This window comes from Pantoea sp. DY-17 (genome assembly GCF_019795975.1).
GTDB lineage: Bacteria > Pseudomonadota > Gammaproteobacteria > Enterobacterales > Enterobacteriaceae > Pantoea > Pantoea leporis.
In genome coordinates, this window is record NZ_JAIMIG010000002.1 from 716184 (window position 1) to 737736 (window position 21553).

Sequence of the window (21553 nt, forward strand, 5' to 3'; positions counted from 1 at the left end):
GCTCAGTGAACAATAATCACGATGCCAACAATGTCCGCTCCTGCCAAAGTGGACGCTGTGCATGACAGCGTCCACTATGAGCGAAAAGTGGGTCGTCGCGTTTAAAGCAGGGTTTATTAACATTGTCGATGAATGGCAATGCAATCAACTCAGGATTGCCTGGGCTTAGCATTCAACCTTTATTTACCCTTTTCAGCAAGCCGCTAAGCTTTTGCACAGCCGATGTGATAATCACAAAAAATACGGGCACAAAGAAGATGGCCAGCAGCGTACCGCTAAGCATCCCGCCGAACACGCCTGTGCCAATCGCATTCTGGGTGCTCTTACTGGCACCGTTTGCCATCATCAGGGGAACCACACCAAGAGTAAAAGCCAGTGACGTCATGATAATTGGCCGCAGGCGTAGTCGGGCTGCTTGCTTCGTTGCCTCAAGCAGCGGTTCACCCTGCGCATAAAGTTGTCGCGCAAACTCTACAATGAGGATGGCGTTTTTGGTTGAAAGCCCGATTAGTGTGATCATACCGACCTTGAAAAAAACATCGTTGGACATACCTGCGAGAAATACCGCCAGTAGAGCGCCAGCCATACCCAGCGGAACGACAAGTATTACTGAAAGCGGTACTGACCAGCTCTCATACAGCGCGGCAAGCACCAGGAAAACAATAAGAACGGATAAGGCGATCAAAAGCGGCATTTGAGCCGCTGAGCTACGTTCCTGCAGCGAGGTGCCAGTCCACTCGGCGTAATAGCCTGCTGGAAGAGAAGCGGCAAGTCGGTCCATTTCAGCCATCGCTGCCCCGCTGGAGTAACCAGCAGCGGCGCTGCCAGTGATTTTAATCGCCGGATAGCCCTGATAACGACTGAGCTGCTGCGGCGACTGGGTCCAGTCCGTCGAGATAAAGGCCGACAGCGGCACCATCTCACCCGAGGCATTCCTGACGTAAAGCTTGAGTAAATCTGCCAGCTGCATACGGTAACGGGAGTCCGCCTGCACAATAACCTGTTGTACTCGCCCGTTATCTACGTAGTCATTGACGTAGTTTGAGCCAATCGCGACTGACAGCATCTGATTAATGTCGTCAAAGCTGACGCCCATTGCCTGCGCTTTTTCTCTGTCTACCTCAAGAGTGGCACTTACACCCGCAGGTAAACCCTCAATGTAGACATCACTGACCACGCCACTGTTATTGGCTTTCTCCGTTAGCTCTGAGGCTGTCTTCAACAATGCTGCAAAACCGCGGCCGGCACGATCTTCGAGGTAGAGGTCAAAACCCGATGAAGTCCCCATATCAGAAATCGCGGGCGGCATCAGGCTCAATACCGTGGCGGCGGGATCGTCATTCATCTTCGTCTGGACAAATTTTGCTTCACCATCAGCGGTTGCGCCTTGCCGTTCGCCCCATTCTTTCAGGGTGGTAAAGGCCATCGCGGTGTTCGGACCGGATCCGGAAAAACCAAAGCCAAAGATGGAGATATTACTGGCAATGCCGGGCCTTTCCATGATCGTTTTTTCAAGCCGATCAACCACATGACGGGTTCTCTCTTGTGTGGCATCTGACGGCAACTGGATCGACGTCATAAAGTAGCCCTGATCGTCTTCAGGGATAAAGGATGAAGGCAGCGCCAGATAGGCAGCAAAAATCACCGCACTCAGCATGGCATAAATCAGCATGACGCGGCCGCCACGGCGCAGCGTGGCGTGCAATGCCCGCTCATAGCTTGTCGTTAGGGCACTGAAGCGGCGGTTAAACACGCCTGCAAAGCCTTTCTTTTCTACGCCGTGCTGCGCAATCGGCTTCAGCAGGGAAGCACACAGTGCAGGGGTCATCGTCAGCGCAAGAAAAGCCGAGACCAAAATGGAAACAGCCATCGAAAGTGTGAACTGCCGATAGATGACGCCAACCGAGCCGGTGGCGAATCCCATGGGAATAAATACGGCGGTAAGCACCAGCGTAATACCGATAATCGCTGGCGTAATCTCGCGCATTGACTCATGTGTTGCTTCTTTTGGCGACAGGCCTTTTTCAGCCATCAGGCGCTCAACGCTCTCCACTACCACAATCGCATCGTCAACAATGATGCCGATAGCCAGCACCATGCCAAACATGGTCAGCACATTAATGGAAAATCCGCTCATCAGCATTACGGTAAAAGTGCCGAGCAGCGCCACCGGCGCGACAATTGCCGGAATAAAGGTATAGCGCAGATTCTGCAGAAATAGCAGCATCACCAGGAATACCAGCACCATGGCTTCAATAAAAGTGTGGATGACTTTCTCAATCGACAGCTTCACAAACGGCGCGGTATCAAACGGCACCGAGAACGCCATGCCCTGCGGCAGCACCGTTGAGAGTTCATTTAGCCGAGAACGCACGCCCTCCGCCGTGCTGACGGCATTGGCACCCGGCATCAGCTGGATCGCTGCGGCAGTAGCCGGATGGCCGTTTTCACGAATCGCGTACGCGTAGCTCTGCAGACCCTGTTCCACGCGCGCCACGTCAGCCAGCCGGACGCGCGAACCGTTACTTAGCGCCTTAAGCGTAATGTTGCGGAACTCTTCCTCAGAACTGAGCTGCCCGCGTACGTTAAGCGGGTAGGTCACAGCTTGTCCGGGCTGCGCCGGTTCATCGCCGATTCTGCCCGGCGAGACCTGGGCGTTCTGCTGGCTTAGCGCGGTGGTAACGTCGCTGACCGAGAGCTTATAGTTAAATAGTTTGACCGGGTCCAGCCATACGCGCATTGCTTTCTCAGCGCCGAACAGCTGTACTTTGCCAACGCCTGGCACGCGACGTAGTTCCTCAGAAACGTTACGCGCAAAATAGTCGCTTAGGTCCTGTTCGCTGAATCGACCCGAGGGCGAGCGCAACCCGACGATCATCAGAAATCCCGCGTTGGCCGCCTCCACGTTCAGACCGTTCTGACGTACGGTCAGCGGCAGCCGGGATTCAACCACCTTGATTTTGTTCTGCACATCAACCTGAGCGAGCTTGATGTCCGTTCCGGGGTTAAAGGTCACTGTAATGCTGGCAGTGCCTGACGTATCACTTGAAGACTCGAAGTAGAGGATGTCGTCAACGCTGGAGATTTCTCTCTCGATCAACGAGATGACCGACTCATTCATCGTTTCTGGCGTGGCGCCGGGATAGGTCACCGTAATGCTGACGCTCGGAGGAGCCACAGCGGGGTACTGCGCCACGGGCAACTGCGGAATGGCAATTATGCCTGCCAGTACAATAAACAGGGCGATAACCCATGCAAAAACAGGCCTTTCAATAAAAAATTGCGGCATCGGAATATCCGGGAATTAAGCAGTAAAATTTGCAGTGTGCGTTAGGATCAGATTTGTTCCGTATGGACGCGGCGGCCGATATCACTCAGCTGGGAGTATTTCTCCAGCAGTTGAGGGCCATTATCCAGGCTGGTAGCGAACATCCACATATAGGTCATGACCGAATAAATGTGCCCGGCACTGATCCCCGTTGTCTGCGTCATCCAGATAATGGTCAGACTAAATAGCATGGCGACAAGCACGCCGATTGACAGATATCCCATTGCCTCGCGATCGGAGAGGCGTATGCGTAATCTGGCGAGCGTGGAGTAATGTCGCTGTAAAGATAACGATGTCGCCCTGCTAACAAAATCAACCTCTTTTTCCAGCCGATTATTGAGTTTGTTATAGAGCACTTCATTTTTACGGGCAAAACCAGGCAGGAAACAGGCCAGTAAAGCCAGGATGACCAAACAGGCAATACCCGCCCAGAATTCGATAATCAGCAACATCAATGCGGCACCCATCATCGAAAACAGCGAAGTGATGAGCATAGGAAAGTGCAGTTCAAAAAAATCAACAAACTCTCTCGACAACACAACCCGTGCTGCAACGGTTGAATGATTAAAGTTATTTTTACGTTGAGTCTTAATCACGGATACCGCCAGGGCCGCATAAATCCTGGCAAAAGTGCGGGTATCAACGCTTCTGCGCGCTGCACCCAGACACCAGATAAATAAGATCAATACGCCATAGAGCATCGCATTTATCGTCTGCCCGGACATGATGGCGTTAATGGAGACGCCAGCCAGGATCGGATACAACAGATAAGTGACGTTTTCGGCAACGACCAATAAAAAAGTAAAGAACAGCTTTTTGCGGTAGCGGTTAGCCAGTGATTTCAGCGTGCCGGAGGCGCTTGTGGTCGGGGAGATAGCCTTTATATTTTCAGTGTTCATGAGTGGTACTTCTGTTAAAATAGAGCAAGTGCTCAATAATGTTATATGTTATTTGAGCAATTGCTCAAAGTCAACTGAGGTAAGAGATGAACGCTAAATCTGAGCTAATGAAAGAGAAAATTCTAAATGCGGTTATTGAGTTATTTACAGAGAAGGGTATTGATAAGGTTAAAACGCGAGATGTTACAGAGTATCTGGGCCTGTCACGAAGCCATATTTACCATTATTTTAAAGACTGGCAGTCGCTGAGTCTTGCGGCAGTAACAAGTTTTATCAATGCAGAAATCAAGGAATTTCGTTTCATTATTCAGCCTTTATCCGCCAGGCAAAAATTGCAGGAATTTATTAACGGGATGATTACCGATGCCCCCGACCCGACCCGTAAATTATATGGTTCCTTATGGTTACTCTCTACTCATGACGAAGCTTACGCGAGTCTGATGCAAACCTTTCTGGATGAGTGGCATGAGGTGCTGGCAAACATTATACAGACAGGCATGGACGAGCAGTCGTTCCGAATTGTTGATGTGCACCGCGTAGCGCGCCAGTTGGATGCAATGCTGTTTGGTTATAGTGAGCAGATTTTAACCCTGCCATCTAAAGGCTTAGTAGAGCAGGCGAAGGAAGATATCGACGATTTTATCCATAGAAACATACTGACATGCTGATAAAACATTAATTTAGCGTGACGGCTCTGAACTGCAAGGGTGGAGCGGTCAAGACTTGGGGGCGGCAGAAGCGTTTTGCTTCAACTCTGTCTCCTGCAAGCCCCCGGATGGATATGTTTAAATTATGAAGTGGGCTATTAAACGGAAAAATAGCTGTACCAGCAACATCCACTGCTGGGATTAACCAAATACAAATACAGCGCCATGCCCGTTCATCAATTATTTCAGACGACAACTCATTCATTCGTAACAGGCGCGGTATTCGCATCGTTGTTAACCGGCCTGGTAGCCGTGGCAGGTTGGCTTTTTATCAAATAACCGTTGGGATGGTCACCAAGGGTTAAAATTATCGACATCCCCACCTCAATCATTCACCTGCCTGAAAGGGTTGTAAAATGTGTGTACGATCAGGGATATTGATGCGGCTATTCGCAGCGCAGGTGACGAAAGGGAAGGGATCAAGGTGAAAACGTCGGGAACCAATCTGGAACACGCACGGGCGCACAATCGCCGCGTGATCATTGAAGCTATTCGCCTGCACGGCGAATTGACCCGCGCCGAGCTGGCTCGTCTCACCGCGCTGACGCCGCAAACCGTGTCAAATATTGTGGCAGAGCTGGAGCAGGCCGAACTGCTCACCAGTCGCGCGCCGCGCAAACAAGGACGCGGGCAACCGGCAATTCCGGTGACGCTTAATCCCGCCAGCGCCTTTTCGATCGGCATCCATCTTGATCATCAAACGTTGCTGATTGTGCTGGTGGATCTCACCGGCGAAATTCATTTCCGCCGCCTGATTCTGGTACAAAAACCCCAGCCTGATGCCACATTAGCGCGCATCGCCGATGTGCTCAGCGAAATTAAAACGCAGCTGGGCGATCGCTGGCAGAAAGTGCTGGGCATTGGCGTGGTGATGCCCGGTCCGTTTGGTGTTGAGGGCATCTCGTCAATGGGGCCGACCACGCTGCACGGCTGGGAACAGGTGGATATCGAAGCCAAACTCGCCGCGATGAGCGGCGTGCCGGTGACGTTGGAAAACGATGCCACGGTGGCAGCAATTGGTGAGCGCTTTCATGGCGTCGCGCGTCAGCTCAATTCGTTTGTCTATCTCTACATCGGCACCGGTTTGGGCGCTGGCATCATCATGGATGGCCACGTCTATAGCGGCCATGCGCATAACGCCGGCGAAGTCGGGCATGTGGTGGTGGAGCCGGGCGGACGCGAATGTTACTGCGGCAACCACGGCTGTTTAGAACGCTATGTTTCACTGCAGGCGGCGTACGAGTTTTGCGGGCTCGATCCGATGACCGCTTTGCCGGAAGATTTGCTGGAAGTCGATCCGGCGCTGTTCGATAAATGGATCGATACCGTGTTAACGCCGCTGCGTCAGGCGATTAACCTGCTGGAATGCATCTTCGATGCCGAAAGCGTGATAATCGGCGGCATGATGCCTGCGGTGCTGCTGGATAAAATCATGCGTCGCCTGCCGCCGCTCTATCAGTCAGTGCGCGGTCGCTACCTCACCGGAACACGCGTAAAGATCGGTATGACCGGCAGCGATACCGCCGCGCTGGGTGCCGCCGCGCTGCCGATTTTCGACGAGTTCAATCCACAGTTTAACGTGTTGATGAAGTAGCGGCCTGATCATGCCGCTACCTTCACTGTCGTTTTCCGCTTCTCCTTCATCTTCCAGCATAGCCACAGCGCAATGAACCACACCGGCGAAGCGGCTAGCGCGGCGAGCGTGTCGGGATCAAATATCATGATCACCACTGAAAACAGGAAGAACATCAGCGTTGCCCACGCCATCATCCTGCCGCCGGGCATCTTAAATTTGGATTTTTGATGCAGATCCGGGCGCTGCCGGCGGTACACCAGATAAGAGACCAGAATCATTCCCCAGCAATAGATCACCAGAATGGCGGCCAGCGTCGAAACGATGGTGAACAGCGTTGTCACATTCGGCACCAGGAACAGCAGCAAGGTGCCGCTCAGCATGCAGAAGCAGGAGAACAGCAGGCTTCGCAGCGGGATACGCGTGGTGCGTGAAAGAATACGAAACTGCCAGTGGGCATGCTTCTCGACGGACAAGCCGTATAACATGCGGGTGCTGGAGTAGACGCCGCTATTGGCGGAAGACATCGCCGAGGTGAGTGCGACGAAATTAATGATCGCTGCCGCCGCAGGCAAGCCGGCTTTGGCAAACAGCGTCACGAACGGGCTGGTATCCGGCGATACCCCTTGCCAGGACGTCACCGCGATGATCACCATCATCGAGAGCAAGTAGAAAATCACAATCCGCAGCGGCAGAGAGTTGATCGCGCGCGGCAAAATTTTCTCGGGATCGCGCGTTTCTGCCGTCATGGTGCCGAGCAGCTCAATGCCGGTGTAAGAGAAAATCGCGATCTGGAAACCAGCCAGAAAACCGGTGATGCCATGCGGCATGAACACCGCAGGATCGGTGAGGTTGTGCACCGAGGCTTTAACGCCATCCGGCGAGGTCCAGCCGGTAAATATCATCCATCCGCCGGTGATGATCAGCGCGATGATGGTGATCACTTTGATCAGCGCAAACCAGAATTCAGCTTCACCAAAAGCCTTCACCGACAACATGTTAAACAGACACAAAATACCGAGGGTAAATAACGCGGGTATCCACGCCGACATTTCCGGGAACCAATACTGCATATACGCGCCGCATACCACCACATCGGCGATGCAGGTCACCACCCAACTTAGCCAGTACGACCAACCGAGAAAGAAGCTGGCTTTGGGGCCGAGATAATCACTGACAAAATCGGCAAACGAGCGATAGTCGAGCCGACTAAGCAGCACTTCCCCCATTGCCCGCATCACCATATAGCTAAAAAAACCCACCAATAGGTAGATGATTAATATCGAGGTTCCGGCTACCGCAATATTGCGTCCCGCGCCCATAAACAGCCCGGTACCGATCGATCCGCCCAGCGCGATCATCTGAATATGGCGTTCGCTCAGCCCTCGCTGCAGTTTTTGCGGGGCGTCGTGAGCCCGAGCAGGCTGAATCTGCCCTTGTGTAGGTTTGTTAGACACAATGATTCCTTCAGTCTGGCGAAAAGACGCATGACGATGCCTGCCCGCAAGCATCAATGGCAAATATGGGTTGAACCTTAAAGAGGCACGTTTAAATAGATGAAAGAAAAACGAAATTAATAAAACGCTAATTCATGATGGAGGTTTCCAGCTGGGTTTTACTCATCGTGGTGGCGAGTGTTAACAAAGTCAATGCGGAAAAATAACAGTTTATTCACTTTTTGATGACCATCAAAGAACTGAAAAATAGGGATAAAATCAAAATTTATGCAATTAAGTGCATAATTAATGCATGGATATGCGCCATATGTGGCTCTTTTTTAATGCTTAGTTATTCATTTATTCAGGCATTTTTGTGTCGAAAAAGTTAAACCCCTCTTATTTGGCCTGACCCGCTTGTCTGAAAAGGTGTTAAATTACTTTCCGTCTAGTGCAATGCATTACCTTTCCACGTCTTTTCAATATAAATAACTCTGAACCTACAGGCTTCTCATGGAAAAGTTATCTTACGCTTCTGAAAGCAGTACATCTCCCTGGACTACCTACCTGAGCCAAATTGACCGTGTTGCGCCTCATCTTGGTGAATTGTCTCGCTGGATAGAAACCCTGCGTCACCCCAAAAGAGCACTGATTGTCGACATCCCGGTGCAGATGGATGACGGCTCGATTCGCCACTTCGAAGGCTATCGCGTACAGCACAATCTCTCACGCGGGCCGGGCAAAGGGGGCGTGCGTTACCATCCTGCTGTCGATTTGAATGAAGTGATGGCGCTATCCGCCTGGATGACCATCAAGTGTGCGGCGGTTAACCTGCCTTATGGCGGCGCCAAAGGCGGCATCCGTGTCGATCCGCACTCGCTGTCTGAAGGTGAACTGGAGCGATTAACCCGCCGCTACACCAGTGAAATCGGCTTGATTATTGGCCCGCAGAAAGATATTCCCGCACCCGATGTCGGCACCAATGGCAAAGTGATGGCGTGGATGATGGATACCTACTCCATGAATCACGGCACCACCATCACCGGTGTGGTCACCGGTAAACCGATCCATCTTGGCGGCTCGTTAGGGCGTGAGAAAGCGACGGGGCGTGGCGTATTTATTACCGGTCGGGAAGTGGCACAACGCTCCAATATCACCATTGAAGGCGCACGCGTGGCGCTGCAGGGCTTTGGTAATGTCGGTAGCGAAGCCGCGCGTCTGTTCGCCGAAGCTGGTGCGCGTGTGGTGGTGATTCAGGATCACACCGCAACCTTACTCAACGAAGGCGGTATTGACTTAGCCGCGTTGGCTGCATGGCAGATCGAACATAAACAGATTGCCGGTTTCCCTGGCGCGCGTGAGATCGATAGAGAGCAGTTCTGGACCACCGCCATGGATATTCTGATCCCGGCGGCGCTGGAAGGACAAATTACCCGCGAGCGCGCAGAAGTTATTAGTGCCAAACTGGTACTGGAAGGGGCAAACGGCCCAACTTATCCGGATGCAGATGATATGCTCGCGAGTCGCGGCGTGCAGGTGGTGCCAGACGTAATCTGTAACGCTGGCGGGGTAACGGTGAGTTACTTCGAATGGGTGCAGGATATGGCGAGTTTCTTCTGGAGCGAAGATGAGATTAACCAGCGTATGGACCGCATCATGACCGAAGCCATGGTTCACGTTTGGGACAAGGCCGCCGAAAAGCGCTGCTCGCTGCGCACTGCCGCTTATATCGTTGCCTGCGAACGTATTTTACTGGCACGTAAAGATCGCGGTATTTATCCGGGCTAATTAATTATATTTTAAGTTTATTTAAATTAAAGGATAAACGCCTTCGTAGTGGGCAGAGGGCGTTTATCTTCGCTATTAAGCGAGGTTTACGCCGCGTAAACCTGACCAGCACCTTGCGGCGGATTGAGTAATCATCACCGAAGGATCCTCACTGAACTCGCTCACCAAAGTGACCACCCGGTCGGTTAAACTCCTTATATTCTCGCTGCCTACATAAACGTATTCATTGGTGGGTAACACATAAGTGTAGCCTTTCTCGCACACCAAGCTACGCGCGAAACCATTCTCAAGCATCGCATAGAGCAATTCAATTTGCGCGCCAGCGGTGGGTTCTTTCAATTCGATACGGATAGTATAACTGAGCATGATATTATCTCCGGTGGCTTAATTTAAGTTTACTTAAGTTTAATTGACCAGAAATGAATTTCATTTTTTTAAGATAAATCTTAGCGCGAATTTATAAGTGATGACCGCCGTTAACAGTAAATACTGGCCCTATTAAGCGCAGCGACAAAAAGGGTTAAATAATAGTTATTAAATTACTCTTTTATTACGTTCGGCTTAAATAAGTTTATTTTTAATTAAAGACAGCCGACTCCACGCAGACTATAATTATTTTATGGCTCACTTTGGGCTGATTACTAAAAAGTGTACAAATAGTATCCGCAACGGGCGATTTTAAAGATTTTTATTAATTAGTATTTATCTCTGCCCATGAGGAGTAGCGGATGAACTTAAGCATCACGGATTTTTATGTCTTTAGTCAGGCAGATACAGAAGGGTGCTGCAATCTACACCGCGATAGTTGCCGCCTGGCTCCTGCCTATGATAATCGTGTGTTCATGGGATCATTTTATTCTCCTGACCATGCCTGGCAATATTTCCACACGCATTATCCCAACAGCCGAGCGGTATTTTGCTTGTTATGCATGAAAGAATAATGTGTGAAAAACCTTCTGCCTGAAAAATAGCGGCAGAAGGTTGTATTTAACTTTAACGAGCAGGACAGAAACTGGCCAGCAATGGATGTTTTACCCGCTAGCACAACGCATCTAAGCCGTTCCAACCTCACTGTGATGAATATAGCCTGCCACCGCACGCCGCGTAAGCTGCGCCAGCATCTGCTGCGCACCATCTGCTGCATTGTGCTGACACAGTGCGATGCCCATATTTCCCGCCGCGGGCAGCAACGCATTCAGGTGATTGAATCGCTGGCGGCGCCGCGCTTTATCTACGATCGCCATTATCTCAGCGGTGGTCGTAGCGATCGCTATGTTTTGCTGAACATCGTGGCAGGCAAACCGCGCAGCGCGGAACAGAAGCGGGAAACCTATCGGGTGTTGAGTGAACGGCTGCAACAGCGGCTCAATCTCGATCCCAATGATTTAATGATCATCATCCAGCAAACCCAGCCCGAAGACTGGAGTTTTAGCGGCGGGAAGATGTTGGATTTGGGGATGATAGTTTAGAGCCGCACAAATCGTAGCGGCGCGGTATATCGCGCATTGGTGCATAAACTTCATGCGTAATAAATCGCGCCGCTACAGCGTGTACGCTTTGTAAAAAGCAGTCATTCCATTACCCAATGCCCCTCACTCACCTCACGATAACGTCGCGCTTCGGGCACAAATCCCAATGCACGCACCGGGCTTTTCAGCTCGCTGATGTCAATCTGGCGCTTCACATGACGGCGCGCCGGATCGGGCACCGGCACCGACGACAGTAATTTGCGCGTGTAATCATGCTGCGGATTTTCAAATATTGCCGCGCGCGGGCCGATCTCGACGATTTCACCCAGCAGCATCACCGCCACGCGATGACTGATGCGCTCAACCACCGCCATATCGTGGGAAATAAACAGATACGACAAGCCGAGGCTCTGTTGCAGGTCGAGCAGCAAATTGATGATTTGCGCTTTCACCGTGACATCCAGCGCCGACACCGATTCATCGGCGATGATCATTTTCGGATCGAGCATCAGCGCGCGAGCAATGCAGATACGCTGGCGCTGGCCGCCGGAAAATTCGTGCGGATAGCGTTTCATCATGTCAGCGGATAACCCGACGCGCTCCATCAGCGAGGCGGCTTTCGTGCGCGCCTCGGTTTTGCTGCCTAAACGATGTTGCAGAAAAGGCTCGGTAAGCGCTTCCAGCACCGACATGCGCGGATTGAGGCTGGCAAATGGATCCTGAAAAATCATCTGCATGGCGCGGCGCAAAGTGCGCAGCTCATGAGCAGAAAGATTCAGTACGTCGTAACCATCAAAGGCCACTTCACCCGCGTCGGGTGTGACGAGGCGCGTCAGTGAACGTCCGGTGGTGGATTTTCCACAGCCCGATTCACCAACCAGCGACAAGGTTTCGCCCGGCATTAGATCAAACGAGATGTTCTCCACCGCATGTACCGCGCCGGTTTTGCGGCTGAATACGCCTTCGTGGATGCTGAAGCGGGTGCTGAGATTTTTAACCGACAGCAGCGGCTGCTGCGATGTCGATACAGCGTTGGTCTCAGATGCGTCGCGCGGGTCAAAGGAAAACTTACGCGGTCCAGCAATGCCGCGCATCGCGCCAAGCTGCGGCACGGTCGCAATCAGCGTGCGGGTGTAATCCGCAGCGGGCGCGGAAAAAATCGCGGCGGTGGTGCCGGTTTCCCTCACATCGCCTTGATACATCACCAGCGTGCGATCCGACACCTCTGCCACCACGCCCATATCGTGGGTGATAAACAGCACCGCCGTGCCTTCCTCTTCCTGCAACGTCTTAATCAGGTCAAGAATCTGCCCCTGAATGGTGACGTCCAGCGCGGTGGTCGGTTCATCGGCAATCAGCAGTTTTGGCCGCAGCGCCAGCGCCATCGCAATCATCACGCGCTGGCGCATGCCACCGGAAAAGTGGTGCGGATAATCATTGAAGCGTTTCGCCGCGTTGGGAATACGCACTTTCTCCAGCAGCCGAATGGTCTCTTCACGCGCGACGCGTTTACTGATTTTACGGTGATTGATCAGCGCCTCAGCAATTTGATTGCCGATGGTGAACGACGGATTCAGGCTGGTCATCGGCTCCTGAAAAATCATCGCCACCGCATTGCCGCGAATGTCACGCATGGCGGATTCGCTCAGCGTCAGCAGATCGACGCCGTTCAGCAGCACTTTGCCGCTGACGCGCGCGTGGCGCATGTTGAGTAAGCGCATAATCGCCATCGAGGTAACGCTTTTCCCCGAACCGGATTCACCGACAATCGCCAGCGTTTCACCGGCATTAACGGTGAGCGACAGGTTCTTCACCACCTCGCGCCATTGATCCTCAACGCGAAAGGCAACGGTCAGATTTTCGATGCGCAGCACCGGTTCGACTGCTGAAGCGGGCGCGTTCATTTCGCTGCCATAAAGCGTGCCGATAAGTGGCTAACCGGCAGATAAGTGAAATCGGTATCGAACGGATAGGCGGGCTGCAATTTGCGCTTGCGAGTTAAGCGTTCCACATATTGATCGACTACGCCTTCCGACAGCGCCATCAGGTTGGGATTGGCCAGCGGGGCCAGCTCCGGCGACAAATAACCGGACTTCACTACCACGATTTTAGCCGCTGCAGGATCGAGGCCGAGCAGGGCGAAATCCGCCAGGTTGTGATAGGGACGGCGACGGTCGGCGACCACCAGCGTGATGCCGTCGGTTTGCAGCAGCGCCTGTTTCGCCAGCGAACGCGCATCATCGCTGAGATGTTTCACCACAAATTCGGCCTGCACTTTGCCGCCGGCCGGATCGAGTGATGCGCCAACGGTCAGCGTTAAGCTTGCGCCAACGCCAGCAGCAAAGGCCGCGTCAGTGGCCGGTTTATCGGTGATACCAGCCACGATCACCTGCTGCGCATCCTGGCGAATCAGTTCCGCCAACACATCCGCGCGATCGCCGACGCCGCCGCCGGTGGGATTATCCCCAGAATCAGCCAGAATCACCGGCGCGGTTTCGCTGGCGATGGCCATGCTGACGCACTCTTCAATGCTGCCGGTGACGCAGCCAAAACTAAATTCATCGCGCGCCTGCCAGTAAGCCAGCGCCAGTTTAGCCGCCTGTTCCGCCAGCACATCGGCATCGGTGCCGGTCATGATCGCGGCGGCGGTGGCGCGCGGTTCATCGGCCCAGACGTAACCGACCATCAGCGACGCATCCCAGACGTGCTCCAGCTGGTTTATCGCGGGCAAACGGGCATACAAACTTTTGGCGGGTTCATCTTCGGTGCTGGTGCGTTCACCGGGTAACACCACCGGAATCGGCGCCCACACCACGCCGGGGTTGACGCCGGTTTGCAGGCTTTTCACCAGCATCGATACCGAGCGGCGCATGGTCTCTTCCACATCAATGTGCGGCGCAGTGCGATAGGTCGAGAACATATCAATGGCATCGATGATGCGTTGCGTGACGTTGCCGTGCAGATCGTAGCTGACGGTGATCGGGCAATCCGCGCCGACTAACTCGCGCGTGGCGCTGATCCAGTCGCCTTCGGCATCTTCCATGCCTTCAACATAAACCGCACCGTGCATCGCGAGATAAACGCCATCCACCGGCAAATGTGCCGCGAGGCGCGTCAGAAAATCCTGCTTAAAATCGTCGTAGGTGACGCGCGCCACCGGACCACCGGCGATGGCGCGCGCGTGGAAGGTCGGCAGAAACTCAGCATCATAATCCTGCAAAAAGGCGAAATAAGGATTGGTGGTCAGTTCATCCCCGCGCACGATGCGGAAGTCGTCGGCATAATTCAGCACCGGATTATAAGTACTGCACTCAGTATGAATGCCACCAAAAGCAATGCGCATAGCAGCCTCCGCTAGTCGGGTAAGTGAATGATAAAACGATACGCCGCCACACTGGCTGCGGCTCTGGCCCAGCTCTCTTCGTTGATCACCATGCTGGCGATCGGTGTTTTGCCGATAATCGACGGCAGCACATGGCTGTCGATGGCCTGCATCACCACGGTTTTTAGCAATCCATCAAACGCATTGGGCTGATGCGCAATCACAATCAACTCGGGATCGTTCATCTGGATAATATTGGCGATGGATAAGCCCAGCGCATGACCGGCCTGATGCAAAATGGCAATCGCCGCGCTGTTACCTTTCACCGCCAGCGCTTCCAATTCGGTAATCGATTCACACTCTAGCGCTTTATCACGCACGCTTTCGCGGATGGCGGTTAACGAGGCCAGCGTATCGAGGCAGCCGCGTTTGCCGCAGCGGCAGGGACGTCCGCCGGGCTCGATGGTGCAGTGGGCGATTTCACCGGCAGCGCCGTGTGCGCCCCGATGTAGTTGGCCCTGAAAGAAATGCGCCGACCCAATGCCGTCACCGTGCGAGATCAGGGTGAAGTTGCGCGCCTTTTTTGCCACGCCGAAAATCTTCTCGCTCACCGCCAGCGCTTTGGCATCGTTCTCTAACGACACTTCCAGCCCGGTTTGCTGTTTCAGCAGTTCCGCCAGCGGCACGTTCTTCCAGCCCAGCAGCGCCGACTGCACGCAAATCGCCTGATGCTCATCGACAAAGCCGGAAAGCGTCACGCCCAGGCCAATCAGCTGATCCTGCGTAATTGATTTCTGCGCAATCAGGTCCGGGATCGCCGCTGCAATAGTTTTTGCCAGCTGCGGTGGATCGAGATTCAACGGCATCTGGGTGGCGGCCAGCGTGCGGCCGTGCATATCAATCAGCACCAATACCACGCGTTCGTCCAGCAGCGAGGCACCGAGAAAATAGGCGCTGTCGGCACGCATTTTTAATAACACCGATGGGCGACCCTGGCCGCTGGATTCCGGAATACTCTCTTCCAGCAATCCGGCCTGCAGCATCTCTTTCACCAGCGTGCTAATTGCGGCTTTGCTTAATTTCATTTTTTCCGCAAGCACGGTGCGGCTCATGCCATGCGACGCAATAAGTAAGCGCAGAATTTGTTGCTGGTGGGCATTGAGCATTGAGGTTCTCACAGCGTTAGCACTATGCGCTGACAATAATAAGGACAGAAAACAAATACAACGCTATTTAGTTAAATTTCTGAATGCAGATCTGATTATAAGTAAATTATATGAACCAACCTATTGGCTTTTGTTTAGTGAGTGTGGCTTATATAGCGTGGATATTTCATCGATCATTTCAATGATTCATTGAGGGCCTTCATGGAAAGCAAAAATAAGCATTTCAAGGTACTGACGCTGGCTGGCTGTTTACTGGCGTCGATGGCGAGCGCCTCCGTTTTTGCCAGCCAGTTGGTGATCATGCAGAACGAACCGCCGCGCAGCATGGATCCCGGCAACCAAACCGCGACCTTTACCGGTTCGGTGCTGGACCCAATGTACGAAGGCCTGACGCGTCTCGGTGATGACGGCAAAATCATTCCGGCATTGGCATTATCCTGGACATCCGATGACAGCGGACTTAACTGGACCTTTACCCTGCGACCCAATGTGAAATTCCACGACGGCACGCCCTTTAATGCCGATGCGGTAGTGGAAAACTTCCAGCGTCATTTAAATACGCAGCGCGGTTTAGCGGGTAGTGGGAAAATTCGCACCTTTATTCAGGACGTGAAGAAAAAAGACGAACTTACCGTCACGTTTCAGCTGAAAAAAATTAATCCGGCTTTTTTAACTGTTTTAGCCTCCGGCCCAGGATTAATGGTGAGCCCAAAAGCGGACAAGGCGGGCAGTATTAACAATAAAGCCGACGGCACCGGGCCTTATAAACTGGTGCAGTACAAATCCGGTGAATATGTACTTGAACAAAAGAATCCCGACTATTGGGGAAAATCTTCCGGGCCGGATGAAATTAAATGGACGTGGAGCAGCGAGCCTTCAGTGATGAATATGGCGCTGCAATCGGGTCAGGTTGATATTATTAACCCGGTGCCGCCGCAGTTTGCCGGCATGTTAAAAAACAACGCCAACGTAAATCTTAAACAGTCGCCGGGCGCGGCGGTGTTCTGGGTCGATCTCAATACCCAAAGCAAAGCGCTGAGCGATGTGCGCGTGCGTCAGGCGCTGAATTTCGCCACCGACCAGCAGGCGCTGGTGAAAGCCATCATGTTTGGTTATGCGCAACCGGCAAACTCCGCGTTGGCACCGGTCGATCCCAACTACGACAAAAGCTTGCATGACTATCCGTACGATCTGCAAAAAGCCAAAGATTTGCTGAAAGCGGCGGGCTACGCCGACGGTTTCCCGATGTCGATTGCGGTGCAGGCGCCGGATGCGCGTACCGCACAAGTGCTGCAGGGCATGTGGAGCAAAATCGGCGTGAAACTTAACGTGCGCCAGATGGAGAGCGGCGTGTGGACCAAAGCAGCATTTGCTGATGGCAAAGAGAAAGCCGCGCAGGGCACCGATGCGGTGCTGGCGTCCTGGTCTTCCGGTTTATATGGCTCGGATCTGCAATTGCGTCCGCTGTATCACACCAGCAGCTTTGCGCCGGGCGGGGCCAATCTGGGCTTCTTCAGCGACAAGCAAACCGATGATCTGATCGATACCGCCGCATCCACACTCGACGATGCCAAACGCAAAGATCTCTACTTCCAGGCGCAAAAACAGATCAGCGGATTAGCGCCGCAGGTGCTGCTGTTCTATCAGGACGATCTCTATGCCGCACGTAAAAATATCAGCGGCGTGGTTATGCAGCCGGGCGGACAAATCGTCGTGCGCGACGCAGTGAAGCAATAACCTCATGGCTGATGTGATATGAAAGCGTATGTCGCAAAAAAGGTGCTTTCGCTGCCGTTAATCATTTTCGGCGTGTCGATTATCGTGTTTATCGCCATCCGCGCGCTGCCGGGCGATCCGGCGCGGCTGATGGCGGGACCGGAAGCGCCGCAGGAAGCGGTGGACAGTATGCGCGTGCGGCTGGGGCTCGATCAGCCGCTGCCGCTGCAATATGTCAGGTTCGCGGCGGAAGCGCTGCACGGCAACCTTGGCTTGTCGTTGCAGTCGCAGCGTCCGGTGATGACGGAGATCAGCGAGCGTTTGCCGTACACCTTATCGCTGGCGGCGCTGGCGTATCTGCTGGCGATTGCGATAGGTGTTCCGGCGGGCATGACCGGCGCCATTTATCGCCAGCGTATTCCGGATCAAATCGTGATGGTGCTGACCATTGCCGGTGCGTCGATTGCCAACTTCTGGCTAGCGCTACTGGCGATGAATTACTTCGCCGTCGAGTTGGGCTGGTTACCGCTGCTGGGCGCCGATTCGTGGAAAAACTACATCATGCCCACGGTTACGCTGGCAATCCTGCCGATGGCGATGATCGCCCGCATGACGCGTTCCAGCATGCTGGATGTGCTGAGTCAGGATTACATCCGTACCGCCAAAGCCAAGGGATTATCCTCCGCCAGCATTAACTGGAAGCATGCGCTGCGAAATGCACTGATCCCGATTGTCACCATTGTGGCGCTCAACTTCGGCAGCCTGATTGGCGGCGCGGTGGTCACTGAATCGGTGTTCAATTGGCCGGGCATTGGCCGCTTGCTGGTGGACTCGGTGCGCTACCGCGATTATCCGGTGATTCAGGGCGTGACGCTGGTGGCCGTGACTGGCGTGGTGCTGATGAATCTGGTGGGCGAAATCCTGATTGGCTTGCTCAATCCAAAAATAAGGTTCGACTGATGAACAGCATTGATACTTCCGTGCTGCCGCCGCGTTCGCGCAGCCGACACCTGATCAGCACTTTACTGGCAAATCCGTCCATTGCCATCGGCGGTGCGTTAGTGCTGCTGGTGGTGCTCGCCGCCGCGCTGGCCCCGCTGATTACCCATTGGGATCCGGTGGAGCAGGATCTGCTCAACACCTTGCAAGCGCCGTCGGCCGCGCACTGGTTTGGCACCGACGATTATGGCCGCGATATTTTTTCGCGCGTGATTTACGGCGCGCGTATCACGCTGTTTGAAGTGAGCCTCAGCGTCGCGATCTCCATGGTGATCGGTATTCCGCTCGGCATCATTTCCGGCTTAGCGGGACGCAAGATGGATGCGCTGATCATGTGGGTAATGGATATCATCTTCGCCTTTCCCGGCATCGTGCTGGCGATTTTGATCGTTAGCGTGCTCGGCGAAGGACTGACCAATATGCTGATCGCCATTTCGCTGTTTTCGATTCCGGTGTATGCGCGTCTGAGCCGCAACCTGACGCTGGGCCTGAAGAACATGGAGTACATCGAAGCGGCGCATATGCTCGGGGTGCGCTATCCGCGCATCATTACGCACTACATTCTGCGCAACTCAATTGGACCGCTGATTGTGCAATCCACACTGACGGCAGGCGCGGTGGTGCTGTCCGCCGCCAGTTTGTCCTTCCTCGGTTTAGGCGTGCAGCCACCGATGCCGGAGTGGGGCACCATGATGAGCGATGGGCGCAACTTCCTCGGCCTGAATATTTATGTGTCACTCTTCCCCGGATTGGCGATTTTGATTACCGTGCTGGGCTTCAATGTGTTGGGCGACGGTTTGCGTGATGTGATGGATAAACGTTTATGAGAAGACAATCTGCGGTGATTTGCCTCGATCTGGGCGGCTCTTTTATCAAGCTAGGCGTGATGAATGCGCAGGATCAATTAATCCTGCTCGATCAGCATAAAATTCCGGCTACCAGCTGGGACGATTTCACCGCGCTGGTACGTCGCATGATAGCCCAGCATCACCTGCAGTTTACCGCCAGCAGTGCGGTAGCGATCTCCACCGCGGGCATTGTGGCACCCGAAACTGGCGAGATATTTGCCAGCAATATCCCCGCGTTTCACCAGCACAGTTTGGCGAACGAGCTGGGCGCGCTGCTGCAACGCCAGGTGATTGTGCATAACGATGCCGACTGCTTCACGCTGGCGGAAGCGCTGGCGGGCGCGGGAAAAGGTCACAAAGTGGTGTTTGGCGCGATTCTGGGTTCGGGCGTTGGCGGCGGATTGGTGGCAGATGGCCGCATCATTACCGGGCAAAACGGATTGACCGGCGAATGGGGACATGGGCCGATCACATTAACCGAAGTGGAGATTGATGGCGTCACGCGGCGACTGCCGCGTAAGGCGTGTCCATGCGGGCAAAAGGGCTGTCTCGACAGCTACGGCGGTGCGCGCGGGCTGGAAAATCTGCATCAGACGTTACATGACCGCACGGCGAGCAGCGTTGAGATTATCGAATGCTGGCAGCAGCAGGATGCGCTGGCGCAGCAAACCGTTCAGGCATGGCTGCAAATTGTCGGTCAGCCGCTGGCATACACCATCAATATCACCGGCGCGTCGCGCGTGGCGGTGGGCGGCGGATTGGCATCGGTGGCTCCGCTGATCGCGGCGTTAGATGAGGTGGTGCAGGGTTACGTATTACGCCGCACCTCACATCGTCTGGTGGTGCCAGGTGAGTTCGCGCATCACGGCGGCATGATGGGCGCAGCGCTGTTGGCGCTGCAGAATACGCATACTCCTTAGCGGCGCGATTTATCGCGCAATGAATTGCGCCGCTACGGAAGCGGGATTTTGCGCTATCATAAGCCGCTCACTCTGCTCAGTCCTGACGATGATTGTTTCAGGCAATCACGATCCTGACTGAGTTCTTCACTTGCGGTTCGGAAAACTCATGTCATCAGTACAACCCCAACTTACTCAGCTGCCGGATGAGGCATCGCTGCCGCGTCAGAGCGTGCTAAAAGCTTTGTTCGCGCTCGGCACCGGCGGCTTTGCCATTGGTACCGGCGAATTCGTCATCATGGGACTGCTGCCCGATGCAGCCAAAGGTCTCAACGTATCGATCCCCTCGGCCGGGCATCTCATCAGCATCTATGCGCTGGGCGTGGTGATTGGTGCGCCGCTGCTGGCGGTGCTGGGCGCACGCGCCTCACGTCGTAATTTCCTGATGACGCTGATGGGCCTGTTTGCCGCCGGCAACCTGCTGAGCGCCATAGCGCCGGGATACTACTCGATGCTGCTGGCGCGTTTCCTCGCCGGTTTCCCACATGGCACCTTCTTCGGCGTTGCGGCGCTGGTCGCAGCCGGTTTGGTTGAACGGCGCAAACGCGCGCAAGCGGTCTCGATGGTGCTGTTCGGCCTGACAATCGCCAACTTACTCGGCGTGCCCGCCGTCACCGCTATCGGCCAATGGTTTGGTTGGCGCGATGCCTTTGCCATTGTCGGCGGTCTGGCGCTGGTGACCTTGCTGCTGATCTGGCTGTGGGTGCCAAACGTAACAGGCGACAAAAATGCCAGCCCGCTGCGCGAATTGTCGGCGCTGACGCGCAAACAGGTACTGCTGACGCTGGCGATTGGCGCGGTGGGCAGCGGCGGTTTGTTTTCGGTGTTTAGCTACGTGAAGCCGACCATGACCGAACTGGCGCAGATGCCGGTGAGCTGGATCCCGGCGGTGCTGGCGTTGTTTGGTTTAGGCATGATCATCGGTAACATCGCTGGCGGTCGTCTGGCCGATCGCGGCATTGAAAAGACCATCCGCATTTTGCTGATCTGGTCATTTTTGGTGCTCAGCGCCTTCGTGTTTGCCGCGCATTATGCGCTGGCAGGTGCCATCAACGTCATGCTGGTGGGCACCATGGTAGCGCTGGCGGCGGTGTTGCAGATCCGTTTGATGGATGTTGCCGGTGATGCGCAAACCATGGCGGCGGCAATGAACCATTCGGCGTTTAACCTCGCTAACGCGCTCGGTGCATGGCTGGGCGGCGTGACCATTTCCGCTGGTCTGGGATGGCAATCCACCGGTTGGGTGGGCGCGATTCTGGCGGTGTTGGGTCTGCTGATCCACGCGGTGGCGATGCGCGATGCGCGCCGTAAATCGATTACCTTCGCGCACGAAAGTCATTAAC

General features: G+C 54.1%; 17 protein-coding genes. 10 read left to right on the forward strand and 7 right to left on the reverse strand.

Annotated features, from left to right (window positions below):
- Positions 1–172: 172 nt before the first annotated feature.
- Complete coding sequence (locus K5Y33_RS13680; protein WP_222234258.1) at positions 173–3289, reverse strand: multidrug efflux RND transporter permease subunit; 3117 nt, start codon at positions 3287–3289, stop codon at positions 173–175.
- Positions 3290–3336: 47 nt separating this feature from the next.
- Positions 3337–4227, reverse strand: coding sequence for an ABC transporter six-transmembrane domain-containing protein (locus K5Y33_RS13685; RefSeq protein WP_192413274.1), 891 nt, complete (start codon positions 4225–4227; stop codon positions 3337–3339).
- An 86-nt stretch (positions 4228–4313) separates the two neighbouring features.
- On the opposite strand from K5Y33_RS13685, the gene K5Y33_RS13690 reads away from it, so the two are divergent.
- Positions 4314–4895, forward strand: coding sequence for a TetR/AcrR family transcriptional regulator (locus K5Y33_RS13690; RefSeq protein WP_101761064.1), 582 nt, complete (start codon positions 4314–4316; stop codon positions 4893–4895).
- Positions 4896–5358: 463 nt separating this feature from the next.
- Positions 5359–6528, forward strand: a complete 1170-nt coding sequence (locus tag K5Y33_RS13695; protein ID WP_110866709.1) for an ROK family transcriptional regulator — start codon at positions 5359–5361, stop codon at positions 6526–6528.
- An 8-nt stretch (positions 6529–6536) separates the two neighbouring features.
- Here the strand turns inward: K5Y33_RS13695 and K5Y33_RS13700 are convergent, their stop codons facing one another.
- Positions 6537–7964 (reverse strand): amino acid permease, encoded by a 1428-nt coding sequence (locus tag K5Y33_RS13700; protein ID WP_370634132.1) that lies wholly within the window; start codon positions 7962–7964, stop codon positions 6537–6539.
- A 492-nt stretch (positions 7965–8456) separates the two neighbouring features.
- Between K5Y33_RS13700 and K5Y33_RS13705 the strand changes: the two genes are divergently transcribed.
- Positions 8457–9731 carry a Glu/Leu/Phe/Val dehydrogenase gene (locus K5Y33_RS13705; RefSeq protein ID WP_222234259.1) on the forward strand — a complete coding sequence of 425 codons (1275 nt, stop codon included), beginning with the start codon at positions 8457–8459 and terminating at the stop codon, positions 9729–9731.
- A 75-nt stretch (positions 9732–9806) separates the two neighbouring features.
- Here the strand turns inward: K5Y33_RS13705 and K5Y33_RS13710 are convergent, their stop codons facing one another.
- On the reverse strand, positions 9807–10097 hold the full coding sequence (locus K5Y33_RS13710; RefSeq protein WP_101761060.1) for a hypothetical protein: 291 nt from the start codon (positions 10095–10097) through the stop codon (positions 9807–9809).
- Positions 10098–10459: 362 nt separating this feature from the next.
- Between K5Y33_RS13710 and K5Y33_RS13715 the strand changes: the two genes are divergently transcribed.
- A complete protein-coding gene (locus K5Y33_RS13715) occupies positions 10460–10672 on the forward strand; it encodes a hypothetical protein (RefSeq protein WP_101761059.1) in 213 nt (70 codons plus the stop codon).
- 81 nt (positions 10673–10753) lie between these two features.
- Positions 10754–11200, forward strand: coding sequence for a tautomerase family protein (locus K5Y33_RS23705; RefSeq protein WP_255610318.1), 447 nt, complete (start codon positions 10754–10756; stop codon positions 11198–11200).
- 101 nt (positions 11201–11301) lie between these two features.
- On the opposite strand, the gene K5Y33_RS13725 is transcribed toward K5Y33_RS23705, so the two are convergent.
- From K5Y33_RS13725 to K5Y33_RS13735, 3 genes are read right to left on the reverse strand one after another with little or no spacing between them, the layout of a single operon-like run.
- Positions 11302–13104, reverse strand: a complete 1803-nt coding sequence (locus K5Y33_RS13725; RefSeq protein WP_222234260.1) for an ABC transporter ATP-binding protein — start codon at positions 13102–13104, stop codon at positions 11302–11304.
- Positions 13101–14543, reverse strand: a complete 1443-nt coding sequence (locus K5Y33_RS13730) for a M81 family metallopeptidase (protein WP_222234261.1) — start codon at positions 14541–14543, stop codon at positions 13101–13103. The genes K5Y33_RS13725 and K5Y33_RS13730 overlap by 4 nt, the downstream gene beginning before the upstream one ends.
- 11 nt (positions 14544–14554) lie before the next feature.
- Entirely contained in the window at positions 14555–15688 is a 1134-nt protein-coding gene (locus tag K5Y33_RS13735) for an ROK family transcriptional regulator (protein WP_101761056.1), read from the reverse strand.
- Between the two features lie 201 nt (positions 15689–15889).
- Between K5Y33_RS13735 and K5Y33_RS13740 the strand changes: the two genes are divergently transcribed.
- From K5Y33_RS13740 to K5Y33_RS13760, 5 genes are all read left to right on the forward strand, one after another.
- Positions 15890–17425 carry an ABC transporter substrate-binding protein gene (locus K5Y33_RS13740; protein ID WP_222234262.1) on the forward strand — a complete coding sequence of 512 codons (1536 nt, stop codon included), beginning with the start codon at positions 15890–15892 and terminating at the stop codon, positions 17423–17425.
- Positions 17426–17443: 18 nt separating this feature from the next.
- A complete protein-coding gene (locus tag K5Y33_RS13745; protein WP_101761054.1) occupies positions 17444–18364 on the forward strand; it encodes an ABC transporter permease in 921 nt (306 codons plus the stop codon).
- Positions 18364–19230, forward strand: a complete 867-nt coding sequence (locus tag K5Y33_RS13750; RefSeq protein ID WP_137387230.1) for an ABC transporter permease — start codon at positions 18364–18366, stop codon at positions 19228–19230. Before K5Y33_RS13745 ends, K5Y33_RS13750 begins: the two co-directional genes overlap by 1 nt.
- A complete protein-coding gene (locus K5Y33_RS13755; RefSeq protein WP_222234263.1) occupies positions 19227–20171 on the forward strand; it encodes an ROK family protein in 945 nt (314 codons plus the stop codon). Before K5Y33_RS13750 ends, K5Y33_RS13755 begins: the two co-directional genes overlap by 4 nt.
- Before the next feature lie 148 nt (positions 20172–20319).
- Positions 20320–21552, forward strand: a complete 1233-nt coding sequence (locus tag K5Y33_RS13760) for an MFS transporter (protein WP_222234264.1) — start codon at positions 20320–20322, stop codon at positions 21550–21552.
- Position 21553 lies beyond the last annotated feature (1 nt).